Source organism: Geodermatophilus sp. URMC 64, assembly GCF_053502555.1.
This window is the reverse complement of the sequence record NZ_CP199955.1, coordinates 1,246,851-1,267,566: the sequence shown is the minus strand read 5'-3', so window position 1 is coordinate 1,267,566 and position 20,716 is coordinate 1,246,851. Positions and strand designations below refer to the sequence as shown.

General features: G+C 72.5%; 12 protein-coding genes. 6 read left to right on the top strand and 6 right to left on the bottom strand.

Going from position 1 to position 20,716, the window contains the following annotated elements; all coding sequences use genetic code 11:
* Positions 1–65: 65 nt before the first annotated feature.
* Entirely contained in the window at positions 66–1,040 is a 975-nt protein-coding gene (locus ACWIYF_RS06290; protein ID WP_448627261.1) for an FHA domain-containing protein, read from the bottom strand.
* A 142-nt stretch (positions 1,041–1,182) separates the two neighbouring features.
* A complete protein-coding gene (gene glgP / locus ACWIYF_RS06285; RefSeq protein ID WP_448627260.1) occupies positions 1,183–3,732 on the bottom strand; it encodes an alpha-glucan family phosphorylase in 2,550 nt (849 codons plus the stop codon).
* 148 nt (positions 3,733–3,880) lie between these two features.
* Between glgP and ACWIYF_RS06280 the strand changes: the two genes are divergently transcribed.
* From ACWIYF_RS06280 to ACWIYF_RS06255, 6 genes are all read left to right on the top strand, one after another.
* Positions 3,881–5,911 (top strand): alpha-1,4-glucan--maltose-1-phosphate maltosyltransferase, encoded by a 2,031-nt coding sequence (locus tag ACWIYF_RS06280; protein WP_448627259.1) that lies wholly within the window; start codon positions 3,881–3,883, stop codon positions 5,909–5,911.
* A gap of 49 nt (positions 5,912–5,960) precedes the next feature.
* Entirely contained in the window at positions 5,961–7,778 is a 1,818-nt protein-coding gene (treS, locus tag ACWIYF_RS06275; RefSeq protein WP_448627258.1) for a maltose alpha-D-glucosyltransferase, read from the top strand.
* A complete protein-coding gene (locus ACWIYF_RS06270; protein ID WP_448627257.1) occupies positions 7,775–9,145 on the top strand; it encodes a maltokinase N-terminal cap-like domain-containing protein in 1,371 nt (456 codons plus the stop codon). The genes treS and ACWIYF_RS06270 overlap by 4 nt, the downstream gene beginning before the upstream one ends.
* A gap of 55 nt (positions 9,146–9,200) precedes the next feature.
* Positions 9,201–11,912 (top strand): 1,4-alpha-glucan branching protein GlgB, encoded by a 2,712-nt coding sequence (gene glgB, locus ACWIYF_RS06265; protein ID WP_448627256.1) that lies wholly within the window; start codon positions 9,201–9,203, stop codon positions 11,910–11,912.
* A gap of 166 nt (positions 11,913–12,078) precedes the next feature.
* Positions 12,079–13,473 (top strand): neutral zinc metallopeptidase, encoded by a 1,395-nt coding sequence (locus ACWIYF_RS06260; RefSeq protein WP_448627255.1) that lies wholly within the window; start codon positions 12,079–12,081, stop codon positions 13,471–13,473.
* 66 nt (positions 13,474–13,539) lie between these two features.
* Positions 13,540–14,916 (top strand): neutral zinc metallopeptidase, encoded by a 1,377-nt coding sequence (locus ACWIYF_RS06255; protein WP_448627254.1) that lies wholly within the window; start codon positions 13,540–13,542, stop codon positions 14,914–14,916.
* Between the two features lie 13 nt (positions 14,917–14,929).
* On the opposite strand, the gene ACWIYF_RS06250 is transcribed toward ACWIYF_RS06255, so the two are convergent.
* From ACWIYF_RS06250 to ACWIYF_RS06235, 4 genes are all read right to left on the bottom strand, one after another.
* Positions 14,930–15,892 carry a tetratricopeptide repeat protein gene (locus ACWIYF_RS06250; protein WP_448627253.1) on the bottom strand — a complete coding sequence of 321 codons (963 nt, stop codon included), beginning with the start codon at positions 15,890–15,892 and terminating at the stop codon, positions 14,930–14,932.
* Positions 15,893–15,943: 51 nt separating this feature from the next.
* Positions 15,944–17,623, bottom strand: a complete 1,680-nt coding sequence (locus ACWIYF_RS06245; protein WP_448627252.1) for an acyl-CoA mutase large subunit family protein — start codon at positions 17,621–17,623, stop codon at positions 15,944–15,946.
* A gap of 32 nt (positions 17,624–17,655) precedes the next feature.
* Positions 17,656–18,189, bottom strand: coding sequence for a MarR family winged helix-turn-helix transcriptional regulator (locus ACWIYF_RS06240; protein ID WP_448627251.1), 534 nt, complete (start codon positions 18,187–18,189; stop codon positions 17,656–17,658).
* A 1,026-nt stretch (positions 18,190–19,215) separates the two neighbouring features.
* Positions 19,216–20,685 carry a phytoene desaturase family protein gene (locus ACWIYF_RS06235; RefSeq protein WP_448627250.1) on the bottom strand — a complete coding sequence of 490 codons (1,470 nt, stop codon included), beginning with the start codon at positions 20,683–20,685 and terminating at the stop codon, positions 19,216–19,218.
* Positions 20,686–20,716 lie beyond the last annotated feature (31 nt).

The following is a 20,716-nucleotide window of genomic DNA, read 5'->3' as shown; positions in this document are numbered from 1 at the left end:
CCCGTGGCCCCGCTGCAGGGCCCCGCCGCGAGCTCGCGAGCGGTGGGGGGCAGCGGGGTCCTTTCTCAGTCCTGGGGCTGTTCGAAGGTGATGACGGTCCAGCCGAGCAGCAGCCGGTCGCCGTCGGAGAGCGGGTGGGCGACGCCGGGCTCGAGCTGGGTCCACTCGGTGGCCTCGGGGCCGGCGACGTGGGTGCCGTTGAGCGAGCCGAGGTCGACGAGGGACACCTCGCGACCGGCCCGCTGGACGGCGGCGTGCGCGGAGGACAGCACGTTCTGGGTGTCCGCGATCGGCACGGGTCGCGCCGATCCGTTGGTCACCAGCTCGTGGTTGTCCGGACGGCGACCCAGCACGAGGTCCTCGTCGACGGTCACCACCATGCCGTCGTCGAAGCGCAGCACGGGCGCCGCGGGCTCCTCGGGCCGCCAGAAGGCGGTCTGCTCACCGGACTCGGCCTCCGGCGCCTGCGCGACCGGCGCGGCGGCCGGAGCAGCCCCGAAGCCGGCGTCGGACGACGCGGTGAAGGACTGCGCCGGCGCGGCGGCCGGCTGCGGCGCGGAGGCCGGCGGCGCGGAGGCGGCGAGCTGCAGCATCGCCCCGGAACCGGGGACGGTGCCCTCGACCAGGTCGAAGGCCACGCCCGGCGGCATCTGCGGCGCCGCCTGGCCCGGGCCGACGTACAGGGTCTGGCCCAGGGAGAACCCGGTGGCGAGCGTGCAGCCGCCGTCGACCGAGGACCCGGAGACCGGGACGCCGTCTACCGCGGGCTGGCCCTTGCCGGACCACAGCGCGACACCGGTGCCGGCGCCGTGCGCGGTGTCGGTGAGCACGAGGGCGAACGAGGCGCCGCCGTTGCCGAGCGTCATGACCTGGCCGGCGATGGCGGCCAGGACGCGGTCGGCGCCGGGGCCGGTGACCCCCAGGCAGGCGTGCAGGGCCGCCACGAGGGCGGGCGAGCCGGGCGCGTCGACCCACAGCAGACCGCCGCCGCGACGGGCGACGACCGAGTCTCCGGGGAGGACTTCACAGCGGTCGGGCATGGGCTCCAGCCTAGTGATGCGCGGACGGTGTGGGCGGTCGCGCGCCACCGCCACGCCGGGCGAGGGTGGTCTCACCCGGGGTGCATGTGGTACCCGTGACCTGAGGGTCTCAAGCGATGAACCAGGCCTCGATCCTCGGGGTTCAGGCCGTGGTCACGACCCCCAGCTCGGCCGGGTCGGCGAGGTGCTCCGAGCGCGGCAGCACCCGCACCGTGTACCCGAAGGCGCCGGTGCGCTCCAGCGGCACGGTCGCGGTGAACCAGTGCCGGGAACCGTCGACCTGCTCGTGCTGCATCGGGGTGCACTCGACGTCGTGCAGCCCGTCGGCGTCGTCCACCCGGCCGTAGGCGGCCTGCACCTGGACGTCGGCCGGCGTCAGGCCGGGCAGCTCGACCTCGGCGCGCAGCGCCAGCGTGGACCCGATCTCCGGGGTGTCGCCGGCGCCGGTGGCCTCGACGTGCGCGACCCGGACGGTGCCCCAGTTCTCCAGCAGGTGCGCCCGCCGCGCGGCCTCCTCCCGCGCCGGCCCGTACGCCACGTCGGCCATCGCGCGCGCCGAGACCGCGGCCGGCACGTACAGCTCGCACACGTAGTCGCGGACCATGCGGGCGGCCAGCACCTTCGGGCCGGTCTCGCGCAGCGTGTGCCGCACCATCTCGACCCACCGGCCGGGGATGCCGTCGCGGTCGCGCTCGTAGAAGCGCGGCGCGACCTGCGTGGACAGCAGGTCGTAGATCGCCCGGGCCTCGACCTCGTCCCGGCGGTCGGGGTCGGCCACGCCGTCGGCGGTGGGGATCGCCCAGCCGTTCTGGCCGTCGTACCACTCGTCCCACCAGCCGTCGCGGATGGAGAGGTTCAGCCCGCCGTTGAGCGCGGCCTTCATCCCCGACGTGCCGCACGCCTCCAGAGGCCGCAGCGGGTTGTTCAACCAGACGTCGCAGCCCCAGTACAGGTAGCGGGCCATGCCGATGTCGTAGCCGGGCAGGAACGCGATCCGGTGCCGGATCTCGGGGTCGTCGGCGAAGCGCACCATCTGCTGGATGAGCTGCTTGCCGCCGTCGTCGGCCGGGTGGCTCTTGCCGGCGATGATCAGCTGCACCGGCCGCTCGGGGTCGAGGAGCAGGGCCCGCAGCCTGTCCGGATCCCTGAGCATGAGGGTCAGCCGCTTGTAGGACGGCACCCGCCGGGCGAAGCCGATGGTGAGGACGTCGGGGTCGAACGCGCTGTCGATCCAGCCGACCTCGGCCTCGACCTGGCCGCGGGCGAGCGCGGTGTCGCGCAGCCGGCGGCGGACCTCGTCGACCAGCCGGCCGCGCAGCAACCGGCGCGTGCTCCACAGGTCGGAGGCCGGGATCCGGTCGACGCCGTCGAAGTGGACCGGGCCGTCGACGGCGACCGGGTCGCCCTGGCTGGACGTCTGGGTGCCCAGCTCGACCAGCTCGCGGGCGGTCCAGGTCGAGGCGTGCACCCCGTTGGTGATCGAGCTGATCGGGACGTCGTCCTCGTCGAAGCCCGGCCACAGGGCGTTGAACATGTGCCGGCTGACCCGGCCGTGCAGCCGGCTGACGCCGTTGGCCCGCTGGCCCAGCCGCAGGCCCATGTGCGCCATGTTGAACTTCGTCGGGTCGTCCTCGGCGCCCAGCGCGAGCAGCTGGTCGAGGGGGACGCCGAAGCCGGCGAAGTACCGCTCGATCAGCGCGCGGGGGAAGCGGTCGATGCCGGCCGGCACGGGGGTGTGCGTGGTGAAGACCGTGCCGCCGCGGACCGCCTGCAGCGCCTCGGGAAAGGTCAGCCCGTGCGACTCGGTGAGCTCGCGGATCCGCTCGACGCCCTGGAAGCCGGCGTGGCCCTCGTTGGCGTGGAACACCTCGGGCTGCGGGGTGTCGGTGAGCGAGCAGTAGGCGCGCAGGGCCCGGACGCCGCCGATGCCGAGCAGCATCTCCTGGCGCAGCCGGTGGTCCTCGTCGCCGCCGTAGAGCCGGTCGGTCACGTGCCGCTCGGCCGGGGCGTTCTCCTCGATGTCGCTGTCGAGCAGCAGCAGCGAGACCCGGCCGACCTGGGCCCGCCACACGTGCGCGTGCAGGGTGCGCCCCTCCGGCAGCGGCACGGAGATGACGACGGCCGAGCCGTCGGGACGGCGCAGCAGCTTGACCGGGAGCCCGTGCGGGTCCAGCGATGGGTAGTGCTCGAGCTGCCAGCCGTCTGCGGACAGGCCCTGGTCGAAGTAGCCGGCCCGGTAGAGCAGCCCCACGCCGATCAGCGGGACGCCGAGGTCGGAGGCGGCCTTGAGGTGGTCGCCGGCGAGGATCCCGAGGCCGCCGGAGTACTGCGGCAGCACCTCGGTGATGCCGAACTCGGCGGAGAAGTAGGCGATGGACTCCGGCGCCTCCGCCCCCAGCGACTGGTACCAGAGCTCGGCGGTCATGTACTCGTGCAGGTCGTCGACGACGTCCTGCAGGCGCCGCAGGAAGCGGCGGTCCTTGGCCAGCGTGGCGAGCCGCTCGGCCGAGATCTCGCCCATCATCTTGACCGGGTCGCCGCCGCAGGCCTGCCACAGCTCCGGGTCGAGGGCCTCGAAGAGGTCCCGGGTCTCCGGGTGCCACGACCAGCGCAGGTTCATGACCAGCTGGGCCAGCGGGGTCAGCGGCTCGGGCAGGGAGGCGCGGACGGTGAAGCGTCGGAGGGCTCGCACCGGCCGAGCCTAACCAGGGCGACGGCGCGGTCGCGGCGACCGGTCGGCACTCCCCGGGACGGCGGACCCCACGGTTCCCTTTCGCCCCAGCTCGTACGGGTGACCGCCGAGGTGCTCGCTCTCCGCGACCTCGATAGCGTTTGGCCCGATGACTGGCCGCCCTGACCTCCGCCTCGGCATCACCGATGTCGCCCCCGTCGTGTCCTGCGGGTCCTTCTCCGCCCGCGCCGTGGTCGGTGAGCACGTGCCGATCACCGCCACCGTGTTCCGCGAGGGGCACGACGCCGTCGCCGCGAACGTCGTCTGGCAGCCCCCGGGCGGGACCGGCACGCCGCCGCTGAACCGGATGGCCCGCTACGGGGAGCAGCCCGACCGCTGGCTGACCACGGTCGTGCCCGACCGCGAGGGCCGGTGGACCTTCACCGTCGAGGCGTGGAGCGATCCGCTGGCCACCTGGCACCACGCGGTCGAGGTGAAGATCGCCGCCGGCCAGGGCCCGGCCGAGCTCGCCAACGACCTCGAGGAGGGCGCGCGGCTGCTCGACCGGGTCGCCACTGACTGCCCCCAGGAGCACCGGGCCGCCGTCCGCGCCGCCGCGGCCGCGCTGCGCGACGAGTCGCGGGAGCTGACCGCCCGGGTCGCGCCGGCCTTCGCCCCGGCGCTGCAGCAGGTGCTGCACGACCACCCGGTCCGCGAGCTGGTCACCGCCACCCCGGCCTACGAGGTGTGGGTCGACCGGCCGCGGGCGTTGTACGGCTCCTGGTACGAGTTCTTCCCCCGCTCGGAGGGGGCGGTGGTGGACGGCCGGCCGGTGCACGGCACGTTCGCCGACGCGCAGAACCGGCTGCCCGCGATCGCCGACATGGGCTTCGACGTCGTCTATCTCCCGCCGATCCACCCGATCGGCAAGGTCAACCGCAAGGGCCCGAACACCGCGCACTTCCCGGGCGGCAACCCGTACGACATCGGGCCCGACGACGTCGGCTCGCCGTGGGCGATCGGCAGCGACGAGGGCGGGCACGACGCCGTCCACCCGCAGCTGGGCACGCTCGACGACTTCAAGGCCTTCGTCTGGCGGGCCGCCGAGCTCGGCATGGAGGTGGCGCTCGACCTGGCCCTGCAGGCGGCGCCGGACCACCCCTGGGTGAAGGAGCACCCGGAGTGGTTCACGACCAAGCCCGACGGCACCATCGCCTACGCGGAGAACCCGCCGAAGAAGTACCAGGACATCTACCCGGTCAACTTCGACAACGACCCCGAGGGCATCTACGCCGAGGTGCTGCGGGTGGTGCGGCACTGGATCTCGGCCGGGGTGCGGATCTTCCGCGTCGACAACCCGCACACCAAGCCGCTGAACTTCTGGCACTGGCTGATCTGGGAGGTCAAGAAGACCGACCCGGACGTCCTCTTCCTGGCCGAGGCGTTCACCCGGCCGGCGATGATGCACCAGCTGGCCAAGCTCGGGTTCACGCAGTCCTACACCTACTTCACCTGGCGCACCGAGCGCTGGGAGCTGGAGGAGTACGGCCGCGAGCTGGCCACCAACTGCCACTACATGCGGCCGAACTTCTTCGTGAACACCCCGGACATCCTCCACGAGTCGCTGCAGTACGGCGGCCCGCCGATGTTCAAGATCCGCGCGGTGCTGGCCTCGATGATGAGCCCCACCTGGGGCGTCTACTCCGGGTTCGAGCTGTTCGAGCACGTCGCCGTCCGGCCGGGCAGCGAGGAGTACCTGGACAGCGAGAAGTACCAGCTGCGCCCCCGCGACTGGGCCGGCGCCGAGGCGTCCGGCCGCAGCCTCGCGCCCTACCTCCGGCGGCTCAACGAGATCCGTCGGGCGCATCCCGCCCTGCAGCAGCTGCGCACGCTGCGCTTCCACCCGGTCGACAACCCGGACCTGATCTGCTTCTCCAAGACCGATCCCGGCTCGACCGACGCCGTCCTCGTGGTGGTCAACCTGTCCAGCCACCACACCCAGATCGGGACGACGGCGCTCGACCTGCCCACCCTCGGCCTGGACTGGCACGAGCGGTTCACGGTCACCGACGAGCTCACCGGCTCCTCGTGGGACTGGGGGCAGTTCAACTACGTGGAACTCGACCCCTACCAGGAGCCGGCGCACGTCTTCTCGGTCGCCTTCCCGCGGCCGGTGCAGTTCCCGCCGTCCGTCGCCTGACAGCCGGGCATCCCCCGTTCCACCAGAAGATCGAGGACGACTTCTCCCGATGACCCTCTCCGTCCCCGACGGCGCCCTCTCCGACCGCGACGACGAGCGCTCGATGCTGCCGGCCCCCGGCAGCGACCCCGAGTGGTACAAGCGCGCGGTCTTCTACGAGGTCCTCGTGCGCGGCTTCGCCGACAGCAACGCCGACGGCGTCGGCGACCTGCGCGGCATGATGGACAAGCTCGACTACCTGCAGTGGCTCGGCGTCGACTGCCTGTGGCTGCCACCGTTCTTCGCCTCCCCGCTGCGCGACGGCGGCTACGACGTCAGCGACTACACGGCGGTGCTGCCCGAGTTCGGTGACATCGAGGACTTCAAGGACTTCCTCGCCGCTGCCCACGCCCGCGGGATGCGCGTGATCATCGACTTCGTCATGAACCACACCTCGGACCAGCACCCCTGGTTCCAGGCCAGCCGCAGCGATCCCGAGGGGCCCTACGGCGATTTCTACGTGTGGGCCGACGACGACACCGGCTACTCCGACGCCCGGATCATCTTCGTCGACACCGAGAGCTCCAACTGGACGTTCGACCCGGTGCGCAAGCAGTACTTCTGGCACCGCTTCTTCTCCCACCAGCCGGACCTCAACTTCGAGAACCCGCGGGTGCAGGAGGCGATCCTCGACGCCCTGCGGTTCTGGCTGGACCTGGGCATCGACGGGTTCCGGCTGGACGCCGTCCCCTACCTGTTCGAGGAGGAGGGGACCAACTGCGAGAACCTCCCGCGCACGCACGAGTTCCTCAAGCGGGTGCGCAAGGTGGTCGACGCCGACTACCCGGACCGGGTGCTGCTGTGCGAGGCCAACCAGTGGCCGGCCGACGTCGTCGAGTACTTCGGCCAGGACGGCGACGAGTGCCAGATGGCCTTCCACTTCCCGGTCATGCCGCGCCTGTTCATGGCCGTGCGCCGGGAGCAGCGGTTCCCGATCTCGGAGATCATGGCCCAGACGCCGGACATCCCGAGGAACTGCCAGTGGGGCGTCTTCCTGCGCAACCACGACGAGCTGACCCTCGAGATGGTCACCGACGAGGAGCGCGACTACATGTGGGGTGAGTACGCCAAGGACCCCCGCATGAAGGCCAACATCGGCATCCGCCGGCGGCTGGCCCCGCTGCTGGAGAACGACACCAACACCCTCGAGCTGTTCAACGCCCTGCTGTTCAGCCTGCCCGGCTCGCCGGTCCTCTACTACGGCGACGAGATCGGCATGGGCGACAACATCTGGCTCGGTGACCGCGACGGCGTCCGGACGCCCATGCAGTGGACGCCGGACCGCAACGGCGGCTTCTCCACCGCCGACCCGCAGCGGATGTACCTGCCGCTGAACATGGACCCGGTCTACGGCTACCAGACCACCAACGTCGAGGCGCAGCTGCGCAACACCAACTCGATGCTGCAGTGGATCCGCCGGATGATCGCCGTCCGCAAGGAGCACCCCACCTTCGGCCTCGGCACGTTCGAGGAGGTCGGGTCGCGCAACCCCACGGTGCTCTCGTTCGTCCGCCGGTTCGGCGACGACATCGTGCTGTGCGTCAACAACCTCTCGCGGTTCCCGCAGCCGGTGGAGCTCGACCTGCGCCCGTTCGAGGGCTTCACCCCGATCGAGCTGACCGGCCGGGTGGAGTTCCCGCAGATCGGCGTCCTCCCGTACATGCTCACCCTGGCCGGGCACGGCTTCTATTGGTTCGAGCTGGCCCGCCCGGTCGAACCCGAACCCGGGCCCGAGCCGGAGGAGGCGGGCAGCGCGATCGTCGCCGACCTGCTGTCGGCGGGCGTGGTCGGCAACGGGGACGAGGGCGACCAGGGAGGACCCCGATGACCGTCGCGAGCGACCTGCTCCGGGAGTGGATGCCGCACCAGCGCTGGTTCGGCGGCAAGGGCCGGGAGTGGGCCGACGTCGAGGAGAGCGGGTTCTTCCTCGAGCGGAACCACCCCGTGCTCTCGGTCCACCGCGTCGGCGTGACCTACACCGACGGCCACCGGGAGACCTATCTCGTCCCGGTGTCCTGGCACGACCACCCGAACGAGGACCTGACCTCCGCCTTCATCGGCGCGGTCACCTTCGAGGGCCGGGAGCTCTACGGCTACGACGCCATGCGCGACCGCGACGCGACGGTGCCGTGGCTGGCCCACCTGGTGAACGCCTCGACCGTCGGGCCGATGCACTTCCACCCGGCCGGGATCGCCTACATCCCGGAGGGGCTGCCGGGCGACATGGTGTCCGGCGAGCAGAGCAACACCTCGCTCATCTACGGCGACCAGGCGATCCTGAAGCTCTTCCGGCGGCTGGAGCCGGGCCTCAACCCGGACGTCGAGGTGCACGACGCCCTGCGGCGCACCGAGAACCAGCACATCGCGCCGCTGCTCGGGTACGTCGAGATCGACGACCCCGATCCCGCGAAGCCGGCGGCCACGGCCGCCATGCTGCAGACGTTCGTGCCCAACGCCAGCGACGGGTGGCGGCTGGCCACGGCCAGCGTCCGCGACCTCTACGCCGAGGGCGACCTGCACGCCGACGAGGTCGGCGGCGACTTCGCCGGCGAGAGCGAGCGGCTCGGCGCCGCGACCGCGTCGGTGCACGCCGACATGGCCAAGGTGCTGCCCACCGAGCCGGCCGACCCAGGCTGGTTCACCGCCCTGGCCGAGCAGATGAACGCGCGGCTGGACGCCGCGATCGGGGTCGTGCCGCAGCTGGCCGACCACGCCGACGGGCTGCGGGCGCTGTACGCCAAGGTGGCCGCCAGCTCCGAGCCCGTGGTGCGCCAGCGGGTGCACGGCGACCTGCACCTGGGCCAGGTGCTGCGGACGGCGACCGGCTGGATCGTGCTCGACTTCGAGGGTGAGCCGGCCCGGGCGCTGGAGGAGCGCCGGCAGCTGGACAGCCCGCTGCGCGACGTCGCGGGGATGCTGCGCAGCTTCGACTACGCCGCACGTCACATGCTCGTCGAGCAGCCGGACGACCCCCAGCGTGCATACCGCGCGCAGGAGTGGGCAGAGCGCAACCGGAACGCCTACTGCTCGGGCTACTCAGCGGCCAGCGGGCTGGACCGGTGCGGGGACTCCCCTCTCCTGCGCGCGTTCGAGGCGGACAAGGCGGTGTACGAGTGCGTCTACGAGGCGCGCAACCGGCCGCACTGGCTGATGATCCCGCTGCACTCGCTGTCCCGGATCTCGTCCGGCGACTGATGCAGCGGATGGATCCGACCCAGACGAAGGCACCAGAGAAGACGGCGAGGGCACGATGACGACGGACGAGGGACGCGACCACGTGGCGGGCAAGGAGGAGCTGCAGGCCGCCGTGGAGGAGGCGACTGCCCGGGTCCAGGCGCAGGCCGACGCCGACGAGAACGTGAGCCGGGCCCGCCCGGTCCGCAAGGCCACGAAGCAGGCGGCCACCACCGAGAAGGCCACCACCGAGAAGGCCACCGCCGCGAAGGGCACCGCCGCGACGAGGACGACCGCGGCCAAGAAGGCGGCACCGGCGAAGGCGGCCGCGAAGAAGGCCGCCCCGGCCAAGAAGACGGCCGCCCGCAAGACCACGGCGAAGAAGGCCGCGGGCACCACGCCCCCGGCCGTGCCGCCGGCACCGGTGGCCGAGCCCGGCGACGGCACCGGCGCGCCCGCCACCCCGCCCTCGCCCGAGACCACGGCACCCGGGACGACGGAGGCCGTGACCACCGCCCCGGGCGCCGCCGAGCCCGCCGCCCCGAGCGCGGCGTCCGCCCCGGTCGGCGCCGAGGTCACCGACGACGACCTGCGCGCCATCGTCGAGGGCTGGTCGCACGACCCGTACCGGGTGCTCGGCACGCACCCGGTGGGCGACGGCAGCTGGGTGGTGCGCACGCTGCGGCCGGATGCGGTCGGGGTCGCCGTCCTCGACCAGGACGGCTCCCGCTACGAGACGCACCAACTGCACGCCGGGGGCATCTACGAGGCCACCCTTCCCCAGCAGCCGGGCGACTACCGGATCGCGGTGACCTACGGCGACGGCCAGGGCGGCACCAACACCTACGAGGTCGACGACCCGTACCGGTGGATGCCGACGGTCGGGGAGCTCGACCAGTATCTGATCGGCGAGGGCCGGCACGAGCGGCTGTGGGAGGTCCTGGGCGCGCACGTCCGGCGCTTCGACACCCCGCGCGGCACCGTCGAGGGCGTCTCGTTCGCCGTCTGGGCGCCGAACGCCCGCGGCGTCAAGGTCACCGGCGACTTCGACTACTGGCAGGCGCGCGCCTACCCGATGCGCTCGCTGGGCGCCTCCGGCGTCTGGGAGATCTTCATCCCCGGCGTCGGAGTGGGCAGCCGCTACCGGTACCACGTGCTCGGGGCCGACGGGCAGTGGCGGGAGAAGTCCGACCCGCTCGCCTTCGCCACCGAGGTCCCGCCGGCGAACGCCTCGGTGGTCACCCAGTCGACCTACGAATGGCAGGACGACGAGTGGCTGGCCGAGCGGGCCACCGCCGGCTGGCACGCCCGGCCGATGAGCGTCTACGAGGTGCACGCCGGCTCCTGGCGGCAGGGGCTCGACTACCGCGAGCTGGCCGACGAGCTCGTCGACTACGTGGTCTCGGCCGGGTTCACGCACATCGAGTTCATGCCGCTGGCCGAGCACCCGTTCGGCGGCTCCTGGGGCTACCAGGTCACCTCGTACTACGCGCCGACGTCCCGCCTGGGCGACCCCGACGACCTGCGCTACCTCATCGACAAGGCGCACCAGGCCGGCATCGGCGTCATCGTCGACTGGGTGCCCGCGCACTTCCCCAAGGACGAGTGGGCGCTGGGCCGCTTCGACGGGACGCCGCTGTACGAGCACGGCGACCCGCGCCGCGGGGAGCAGCTGGACTGGGGAACGTTCGTCTTCGACTTCGGCCGCACCGAGGTGCGCAACTTCCTGGTAGCCAACGCCCTCTACTGGTGCAAGGAGTTCCACGTCGACGGCCTGCGGGTCGACGCCGTCGCCTCGATGCTCTACCTGGACTACTCGCGCACCGACTGGGTGCCCAACGTCCACGGCGGCCGGGAGAACCTCGAGGCCGTGGCGTTCCTGCAGGAGATGAACGCCACCGTGTACCGCGAGGTCCCGGGCGTGGTCACGATCGCCGAGGAGTCGACCGCCTGGCCCGGCGTCACCCGGCCCACGCACCTCGGCGGCCTGGGCTTCGGCTTCAAGTGGAACATGGGCTGGATGCACGACTCGCTGGCCTACATCGAGAAGCAGCCGGTGCACCGCAGCTACCACCACGGGCAGCTGACGTTCTCGATGATCTACGCCTACTCCGAGAACTACGTGCTGCCGATCAGCCACGACGAGGTCGTCTACGGCAAGGGCTCGCTGCTGCGGAAGATGCCCGGCGACCGCTGGCAGCAGCTGGCGAACCTGCGGGCCTACCTCGCCTACATGTGGTCGCACCCCGGCAAGCAACTGCTGTTCATGGGCTCGGAGTTCGCCCAGGACTCCGAGTGGGCCGAGAGCCGGTCGCTGGACTGGTGGCACCTCGACGACCCGGCGCACCGCGGGATCCTGCAGCTGGTCACCGACCTCAACGCGCGCTACAAGGAGCTGCCGGCGCTCTGGTCGCTCGACGTGGAGCCGTCCGGCTTCCAGTGGATCGACGCCAACGACTCGTCGGGCAACGTGCTGTCCTTCCTCCGCTACGGCGCGCCCGCCGACGCGGGGCAGACCGGGGACGGCGAGGAGCGGACGGCGGAGGGCCAGGCGCTGGCCTGCGTCGCGAACTTCGCCGGCAAGCCGCACTCCGGGTACCGGATCGGGCTGCCGCGGGGCGGCCGCTGGCGGGAGGTGCTCAACACCGACTACGAGGGCTACGGCGGCTCCGGCGTCGGCAACATGGGCGCGATCGAGGCGGTCGAGGAACCGTGGCACGGGCAGCCGTTCTCCGCCGTCGTCGAGGCGCCGCCGCTGGGCACCGTCTGGTTCGTGCACGAGGGCTGAGCGCGTCACGGGGCGGCTGGTCGCAGGCCGGTCACGGACGGTGTCGAGCCGACACCGCCGTGCGCCCGTGTGCTCCGTGCGGGGTCGCGAGCAGGCATCATGTGCCGGCTTGGCGAGATCACCGCCGGTGCGTGCCGGCCCCGAACGGACGAGGGAACAGCGCTCCATGAGGCAAGGCCTGCGTCGCGTGCTCATCGCCGCTGCGGTGGGCAGCACGCTGCTCACCGGTTGCTCCAGCGTCGTCACCGGTTCGGCGTCCCCTGGTGAGGGCGTCCCGGTCGACGTGACGCAGGACGAGTTCCCGATCACCGCGGCCGAGGAGGACGACCCGGTCGACCAGGCGTCCCGCAACGCCCTCGTGGACCTCTACACCTTCTGGGGGCAGGCCTACCCGGAGGCGTTCGGCGAGGACTTCCAGACCCTGCAGGGCGGCATCTACAGCGTCGACCTCGCGGGCCTGGACGAGTCGCAGTTCCCCGACGGCATCGGCTGCGGCCAGGACCCGCTGGAGGTCCAGGGCACCGGCGCCTTCTTCTGCGCGGCGCCCGGCACGGCCAACTCCGACTCCATCAGCTACGACAAGAACTTCCTGACCGAGCTGGCCGACGACTACGGCCGCTCGCTCGTGCCGTTCGTCATGGCGCACGAGTTCGGCCACGCGATCCAGTACCGGTTCAACGGTCTCGAGGGCGAGTCGATCAACGTGGAGACCCAGGCCGACTGCCTCGCCGGCGCCTGGACCGCCTGGGTGGTCGCCGGCAACGCCGACCACGTGGTCATCCGCCTACCGGAGCTGGACAAGATCATCCGCGGGTACCTGATCACCGCGGACGCCGTCGGCAGCGACCCGACCCGCGAGGGCGCGCACGGCTCGTACTTCGACCGGGTCTCGGCCATCGCCGAGGGTTACGACAACGGCGTGGCCGCCTGCCGCGACAACTTCGGCGCGGACCGCCTCTTCACCGCGCAGGAGTTCAGCCAGGACGACCAGGCCAACCAGGGGAACTCTCCCTACGACGTGACGCTGGGTCTGATCGGCGACAGCCTCCCGCCGTTCTGGGCCACGGTCTTCCCGGAGGCCTTCGGCGCGGAGTTCCAGGAGCCGGCGATCGAGGCGTTCGACGGCACCGCGCCGGGCTGCGTCGACGGCGACCGCGACCTCGGCTACTGCGCCGACGAGCAGACGGTCTACTTCGACGAGACCGACCTGACCCAGCCCGCCTACCAGGACCTGGGCGACTTCTCCGTGGCCACGGCGATCTCGCTGCCCTACGCCCTGGCGGTGCGCGACCAGGCCGGGTTCTCCACGGACGACGCCGACGCCACCCGCTCGGCGGTCTGCCTCACCGGCTGGTGGGAGGCGCACATCTTCAGCGGCCGGGACGCGACCGTGCGGCTGCAGCCCGGGGACATCGACGAGGCGGTGTCGTTCCTGCTGACCTACGGCACCGACGACAAGGTCTTCCCCAACACCGACCTGTCCGGGTTCGAACTGCTACGGGCCTTCCGGTCCGGCTTCCTGCAGGGCGGCAGCGCCTGCGACGTCGGGATCCAGGGCTGAGGAAGGACCCCGCTGCTTTCGGGGGCCGAGGCGGTAATCCGACCGCCCCTGGGCATCACAGAGACGATGAAGCGATTCCGGGCGGCCCGGGTGGCGGCGGCCGTGCTGACGTGGGTGGTGCTGACCGGCTGCGCCACGGTGGTGATCGGCCGGCCCGGCGGGCTCCGGTCCACCGCACCGGACGTCGGTAGCGGGGAGGTCACCGTCGTCGGTGCCGTCGACTCCCCGGTCGACCGCGAGGTGCGCAACGCCCTGGCCGACCTGCAGGGCTACTGGACCCAGCAGTTCCCCGACGTCTTCGGCACGTCGTTCCCCCCGCTGCAGGGCGGCTACTTCAGCGTCGATCCCGACGCGATCGACCCCACCGCGTACCCCCAGGGGATCGGCTGCGGCCAGGACCCTGCGGCGGTCGAGGGCAACGCCTTCTACTGCGCGGACCCGGGGACCGCACACTCGGACTCGATCAGCTACGACCGGGCCTTCCTCGGCGAGCTGGCCGACCAGTACGGCCGGTTTCTCCCGGACCTGGTGGTCGCGCACGAGTTCGGGCACGCGGTGCAGGCCCGGGTCGGCTCGCCCGGGCCGTCGATCGCCACGGAGACCCAGGCGGACTGCTTCGCCGGTGCCTGGACGGCCTGGGTGGCCGACGGATCCGCCGCGCACGTGAACCTGCGGACCGCGCAGCTCGACGACCTGCTCCGCGGCTACCTGCTTCTCCGGGACCCGGTCGGCACCAGCACCGCGGCACAGTCCGCGCACGGTTCGGGCTTCGACCGCGTCTCCGCCTTCCAGGAGGGCTTCGACGACGGTCCGACCGCGTGCCGCGACCACTTCGGGCCCGACCGCGTGTTCACCCAGGGCCGGTTCCAGAGCGACCTGGACTTCGCGACCCAGGGCAACGCGCGCTTCGCCGAGCTGCAGGGGCTCATGGAGCGGGGGTTGACCGGGTTCTGGACCAGCGCGCTGCCCGACGTCTTCGGCGAGCAGTTCCCCGAGGTGAGCCTGGAGCCGTTCAACCGGACGCCGCGCTGCGCCGACGCGGACCTGCTGCTCGTCTACTGCGCCGACGAGGAGCTGATCGGGTACGACGAGCCGGATCTCGCCCGACCGGCCTACGAGCTGGGTGACTTCGCCGTCGTCACCGCCGTCTCGATCCCCTACGGGCTGGCCGCCCGCGACGTCCTGGGGCTGTCGGACGACGACCGGGCCGCCTACGAGTCCGCGGTGTGCCTGTCCGGATGGTTCGGCGCGGCGGTGACCGCCCGGCAGGTCCCCCGCGTGCTCATCTCACCGGGCGACCTCGACGAGAGCGTGCAGTTCCTGCTGGAGTACGGCAGCAACGAGCGGGTGCTGCCGGGTGTCGACCGGTCCGGGTTCGAGCTGGTCGACCTGTTCCGCCAGGGGTTCATCCAGGGCCCGGCCGCCTGCGACGTCGGCGTCTGAGAATCGCGGGCCCTCAGAAGAGAGCGAGGGAGAGCTGCCGCCGGGCAGCGATGACCCGCGGGTCCTGGTCACCGACGATCTCGAAGAGCCCGACCAGGTGCTTGCGCGCCTGGTCGCGGTCCTCGCCGGCGGTGCGGCGGACGACGTCGAGCAGCCTGTCGAACGCCGCCTCCACGTTCCCCGTGCCCAGCAGGAAGTCGGCGGCGCGGGTCTGGGCGGTGACGTCGTCCGGGGCGGCGTCGGCCTCGGCGAGCGCGTTCGGCCCGGCCTCCTCCGCGCGCCGGAACAGCTGGACCTGCCGCAGCGCCAGGCCGGCGTCCGGGTGGTCGGGGTCCTCGGCCAGGATCGCCCGGTAGGCCTCCTCGGCCGCGGCCAGGTCGCCGCGCTCGAGCGCGGCCTCGGCCGCGTCCAGCCGCGGGTCGTCCAGCGGTGCGCCGCCGTCCGCACCCCCCGGGACCATGCCGCCGGTGGCCCGCACGAGCTCGGTGACGAACTCGCGGGCCTGCTCCTCCGGGATGGCACCGGAGAACTCCGCGACCAGCTGGCCCTGCCAGACCGCCTTGACCGCCGGGATGCCCTGCACCCGCAGCCCCTGGGCGAGCGCCGGGTTGGCGTCGACGTCGATCTTGGCCAGCACCCAGGAGCCGCCGCCCTCGGCGGCCAGCCGCTCGAGCACCGGCGAGAGCTGCTTGCAGGGGCCGCACCACTCGGCCCACAGGTCGAGGACCACGGGCACCTGGAAGGACCGGTCGAGCACCTCGGCCTGGAAGGTCGCCTCGGTGACGTCGACGACCGCGCTCCCCGGCGCCCCGGCCGGGCCGTCCGCGCTGGGCGGCGGAGCGGCCTGGGCCCGGGCGGCGGCCTCGGAGCGGGCCTTCACGGCGGCGAGGTCGACGGCGCCGGCCAGCGAGGCGGCCATCTGGGCCTGCTGGGCCTGCGCCCGCGGGTCGGGACGGCCGGGACGAGTGGGCTGCATGGCCTCGATCATCCCATCGCGCGGCCCGGCGTGTCGGGCCCCGGCCCCGCGTCAGAAGCGCGCGGGTTCGGTGTAGCCGCCCCACTCCGCGCGCAGGGCGTCGCAGATCTCGCCGAGGGTGGCCTCCGCGCGGACGGCGTCGAGCATCGCCGGGACCATGTTCTCCTCGGTGCGGCCGACCTCGACCATCCGCTCCACCGCCTTGCGGGCGGCCTCGTCGTCCCGGGACCTCCGGCGGGCGGCGAGCTCGGCCTTCTGGTCGCGCTCGACCTCGTGGCTGACCCGGAGGATGTCGAGCTGGTCGTGCGCCTCGACCGACCCGGTCAGCGTGTTGACGCCGACGACCTTCTTGTCGCCCTTCTCCAGCGCGCGCTGGTAGACGAAGGCGGCCTCGGCGATCTCGCCGGTGAACCAGCCCTCCTCGATGCCGCGCAGGATGCCGGAGGTCATGGTGCCGTCGGTGCCCATGTCCTTGATGCGGGCGAAGATCTCCTCCGCCTGGCGCTCCAGCTCGTCGGTGAGGGCCTCGACGTACCAGGAGCCGCCGAGCGGGTCGGCGACGTTCATCACGCCGGTCTCCTCCATGATCACCTGCTGGGTGCGCAGGGCGATCTGGGCGGCCTTGGCGCTGGGCAGCGCGAGCACCTCGTCGAGGGCGTTGGTGTGCAGCGACTGGGTGCCGCCGAGGACGGCGGAGAGCGCCTCGAGCGCCGTCCGGACGATGTTGTTGTCCGGCTGCTGGGCGGTGAGCGAGACGCCGGCGGTCTGGGTGTGGAACCGCAGCTGCTGCGCCTTCTCGGTCCTGGCGCCGTAGACGTCGCGCAGCCAGCGGGCCCAGATGCGGCGGGCGGCGCGGAACTTGGCGATCTCTTCGAAGAAGTCGACGTGCGCGTCGAAGAAGAACGACAGCCCGGGCGCGAACTGCTCGATGTCCAGTCCGCGGGAGAGGCCGAGCTCCACGTAGGCGAAGCCGTCGGCCAGCGTGTACGCCAGCTCCTGCGCGGCGGTCGAGCCCGCCTCGCGGATGTGGTAGCCCGACACCGAGATCGGCTTGTACGCCGGGATGTTCTCGGCGCAGTACTCCATGAGGTCGCCGATGAGGCGCAGGTGTGGGTTCGGCGGGAAGAGCCACTCCTTCTGCGCGATGTACTCCTTGAAGATGTCGGTCTGCAGCGTGCCGTTGAGCTTCTCGAGCGGGACGCCCTGCCGCTCGGCGGCGACGAGGTACATGCAGAACACGGGGACGGCGGGGCCGCTGATCGTCATGGACGTCGTGGTGCCGCCCAGGTCGATGCTGTCGAAGAGCACGTCCATGTCGGCGGCCGAGTCGATCGCGACGCCGCAGTGCCCGACCTCGCCGAGCGAGCGCGGGTCGTCGGAGTCGCGGCCCATGAGGGTCGGCATGTCGAAGGCGACGGAGAGGCCGCCCCCGCCCTCCTGGAGGATCATCCGGTAGCGCTCGTTGGTCTGCCTGGCGTTGCCGAAGCCGGCGAACTGCCGGATCGTCCACGCCCGCCCGCGGTACCCGGTGGCGTGCAGGCCACGGGTGAACGGGAACTCGCCCGGGTAGCCGATCCGCTCGAACCCGGGGACGGCGGACTCGTCGGCCGGGCCGTAGACCGGGTCCACCTCGACGCCCGACAGGGTGGTGAAGTCGGCGTCGCGGACCTTCCCCGCGGCGAGCGCTGCGTCGTACCGCTGCTGCCACCGCTGACGGGCGTCGTCGCTCATGGACAGATGCTAGGACGTCCGAACAAATGCCGCTATGGCGTCCGGGTGTCCGCCGGCTCGACCTCGGCCACGTCGCCGGCGCCCAGGCGGACGCGGCGGAGGATGTCGAACAGCGTGTCCAGCTCGGCGTCCGGCAGGTCGCCCAGGCCGAAGTCCAGGCCGGTCAGCGCCTCCGTGGCCACCTCCACGACCGCGCGGCCGGCGTCGGTGATGCCGGCGAGCACGCCGCGGCCGTCGGCGGGGTTGGGCAGGCGCTCCACGTAACCGGCGGCGACCAGCCGGTCGATCGCGTTCGTGACGCTGGTCGGGTGGACCATCAGCCGGCTGCCGATGACCTTGAGCGGCAGCCGGCCGGTGCGGCTGAAGGTGAGCAGGACGAGGACCTCGTAGCGGGCGAAGGTCAGCTCGTGCGGCTTGAGCACCTCGTCGAAGCGGGCGAGCAGGATCTGCTGCACGCGGAACACCGACGTCGCCGCCCGCATCGCCGACGCCGGGCCGAAGCGCTGCTCCCAGGACTCGCCGGCGCGCTCGATCGGGTCGAAGGGCAGCCCCAGCGCACGGACCATGCCCGGAACGCTACCGGGCGGTAAGGGCCGGCGAGATACGCCTCAGCGCTGTCTCACCCGATCGGAACCCCGCCGTCGCGCGCATCTCGACGGCCTCCTGTGGACGACGACCGCGCGAGGACCCGCGCTCGCGGCAGTCTCCGGCGGTGCCCCCGCGTCCGGCCCGACCGCCCGATTTGCAGGGAAAGCTGTTCCGGGGGTCGTGGGCGATGCGGTCCGGCCGGCTCACCCGCACGCAGTTGCGCAGCACGGCGTGGCGGCGGGTGTTCCCGGACGTCTACGCGTGCACGTCCCTCCCGCTCACGCACGCCGTGCGCGTCGTCGCAGCCACCGGGCTGCTCTTCCCCGGCGCGGTCGCGAGCGGGCGCAGCGCCGCCGTGCTGTGGGACGTCCCGCTCGCGGAGCCCGGCGACGACGTCCACGTCACGCTGCCGCCTGGATTCCGCGGCGGCACGGTGCCCGGCGTACGCCTGCGCCGTCGGCGCCTCGCCGATTCCGACGTCGTCCGCCGTCGGGGCACCCGCGTGACCGGTCGGGTGCGCACGGCGCTGGATCTGGCCACGATCCGCCCGCTCGACGACGCGGTCATCGCGGTCGACGCCTTCCTGGTCACGTCGAGGACGCCCCTGGAGGACGTCCGCGCAGCCGCGGCGACGGCGACCGGGCGCGACTGCCGCTACGTCCGCCGCGTCCTCGCCCTCGCGGACGGCCTGGCCGGGTCGCCGCAGGAGACGAGGCTGCGCTTGCTGCTCGGCCGGAGCGGCGTGCCGATGCCCGTCGCCCAGCACGAGGTCCGGGCGGACGGGCTCTTCCTGGCGCGGGTGGACTTCGCGTGGCCCGAGCACCGGCTGGCGCTGGAGTACGAGGGCACGTGGCACGGCACACCGCAGCAGGTGCCCGAGGACCGCGAGCGCCTGAACCGGCTGTTCGGCGCCGGCTGGCGGGTGATCTTCGTGACCAAGCACGACCTCCGTCGTCCCGAGCGCCTCCTCGCGCGCATCCGGGCGGCGCTGCCCACGTCGAGTTTCAGCGCAGCGCGGGGCGCAGCGGCGGGACCTTCCGGACGCCGAACACCTCGCGCAGCGCGACCCGGGCGGCGTTGTCGCCGCAGGCGCCGTGCACGGCGGGGCCGGGCGGGGTCGCGGCCGACGCGAGGTACACGCCGTCCACCGGGGTCTTGTAGGTGTTCCACCGCGGCACCGGGCGGGCGAGCATCTGGCGCAGCGTCGCCTGCCCGTTGGAGATGTCCCCGCCGAGGTAGCTGGGGTTCCACTTCTCCATCTCGACGGCGGTCTTGGTGTACCGCTCGACGACGGTGTCCCTGAACCCCGGCGCGAACCGCTCCACCTGGTTCTCGATCGCCTCCGTCATGTCGACGTCCGAGCCGTGCGGCACGTGCACGTAGGCCCAGAAGATGTGCCCGCCCGCGGGCGCCCGCGTGGGGTCGGGCACGGTCGGCTGCACGGCCAGCACGTAGGGCCGGTCGGTGAGCCGCCCCTCGTTCGGTGCCCGCTCCCCGGCGATCGTCTCGTCGAGGTTGCCGGCCAGGTGGATGGTCCCGGCCCGCCGGACCTCCGGGTTGGTCCACGGCACGGGGTCCGACAGGATCCAGTCGATCTTGAAGACGCCGGCGCCGTGGTGGTACCGCGACACCCAGCGGCGGTAGCCCTCGTTCACCCGGTCCGCGGCCATCGCCACGAAGGCCTCCGGCGTGGTGTCCAGCAGCACGGCGGGGACGCCCTCGAACTCCCGCAGATCGGTGACCTCGTGGCCGGTCACCACCTCGCCGCCCTGCTCCTCGAGCGCGGTGACCATCGCGTCGGCCAGCTTCTGCGAGCCGCCCTCGATCAGCGGCCAGCCGACGTGGTGGGACAGCATCGTGAGCAGCATCCCCAGCGCCGAGGTGAGCGGCTGGGTCAGGTCGAGCATGCCGTGCGCCGCGGCGCCGGCGAGCAGCGCCTGCGCGCCCTCGGTCTCGAAGTACCGGTGCGCCAGCCAGCGCACGTTGGGCAACCCGTTGAGCCCGAACTGCGCGATCTGCAGCGGGGACCGGGTGGGCAGCGCCCGCAACCGGCTGGTGAGGAAGAAGTCGACGACGTCGGTGCCGCGCTCCACCAGTGGCCCGAACAGCCTGCGGTAGGCCGCCGCGTCCGGACCGAGGCCCGCCGCCGTCTCCTCCAGCGAGCGCAGGGACAGCGACGCCCGCCCGCCGTCGAGCGGGTGCGCGAAGTTGATCTCCGGGAGCACCAGCCGGACGCCGCGGCTCTCCGGGTCGAACTCGCGGAAGAACGGCGCCGCCGCGGCCATCGGCTGCACGATCGAGCAGACGTCGTGGTGGTAGCCCGGGCGCATCAGCTCCTCGGTGCGCATCCCGCCGCCCGGGCGGGCACCGGCCTCCACCACCTGCACCCGCAGGCCCGCCGCGGCCAGCCGCAACGCGGCGGCCAGTCCGTTGGGTCCCGCTCCGACGACGACGGCGTCCGGCTTACCGTTCACCGATCCATCGTGGCCGCGCGGAGCCGCGGCC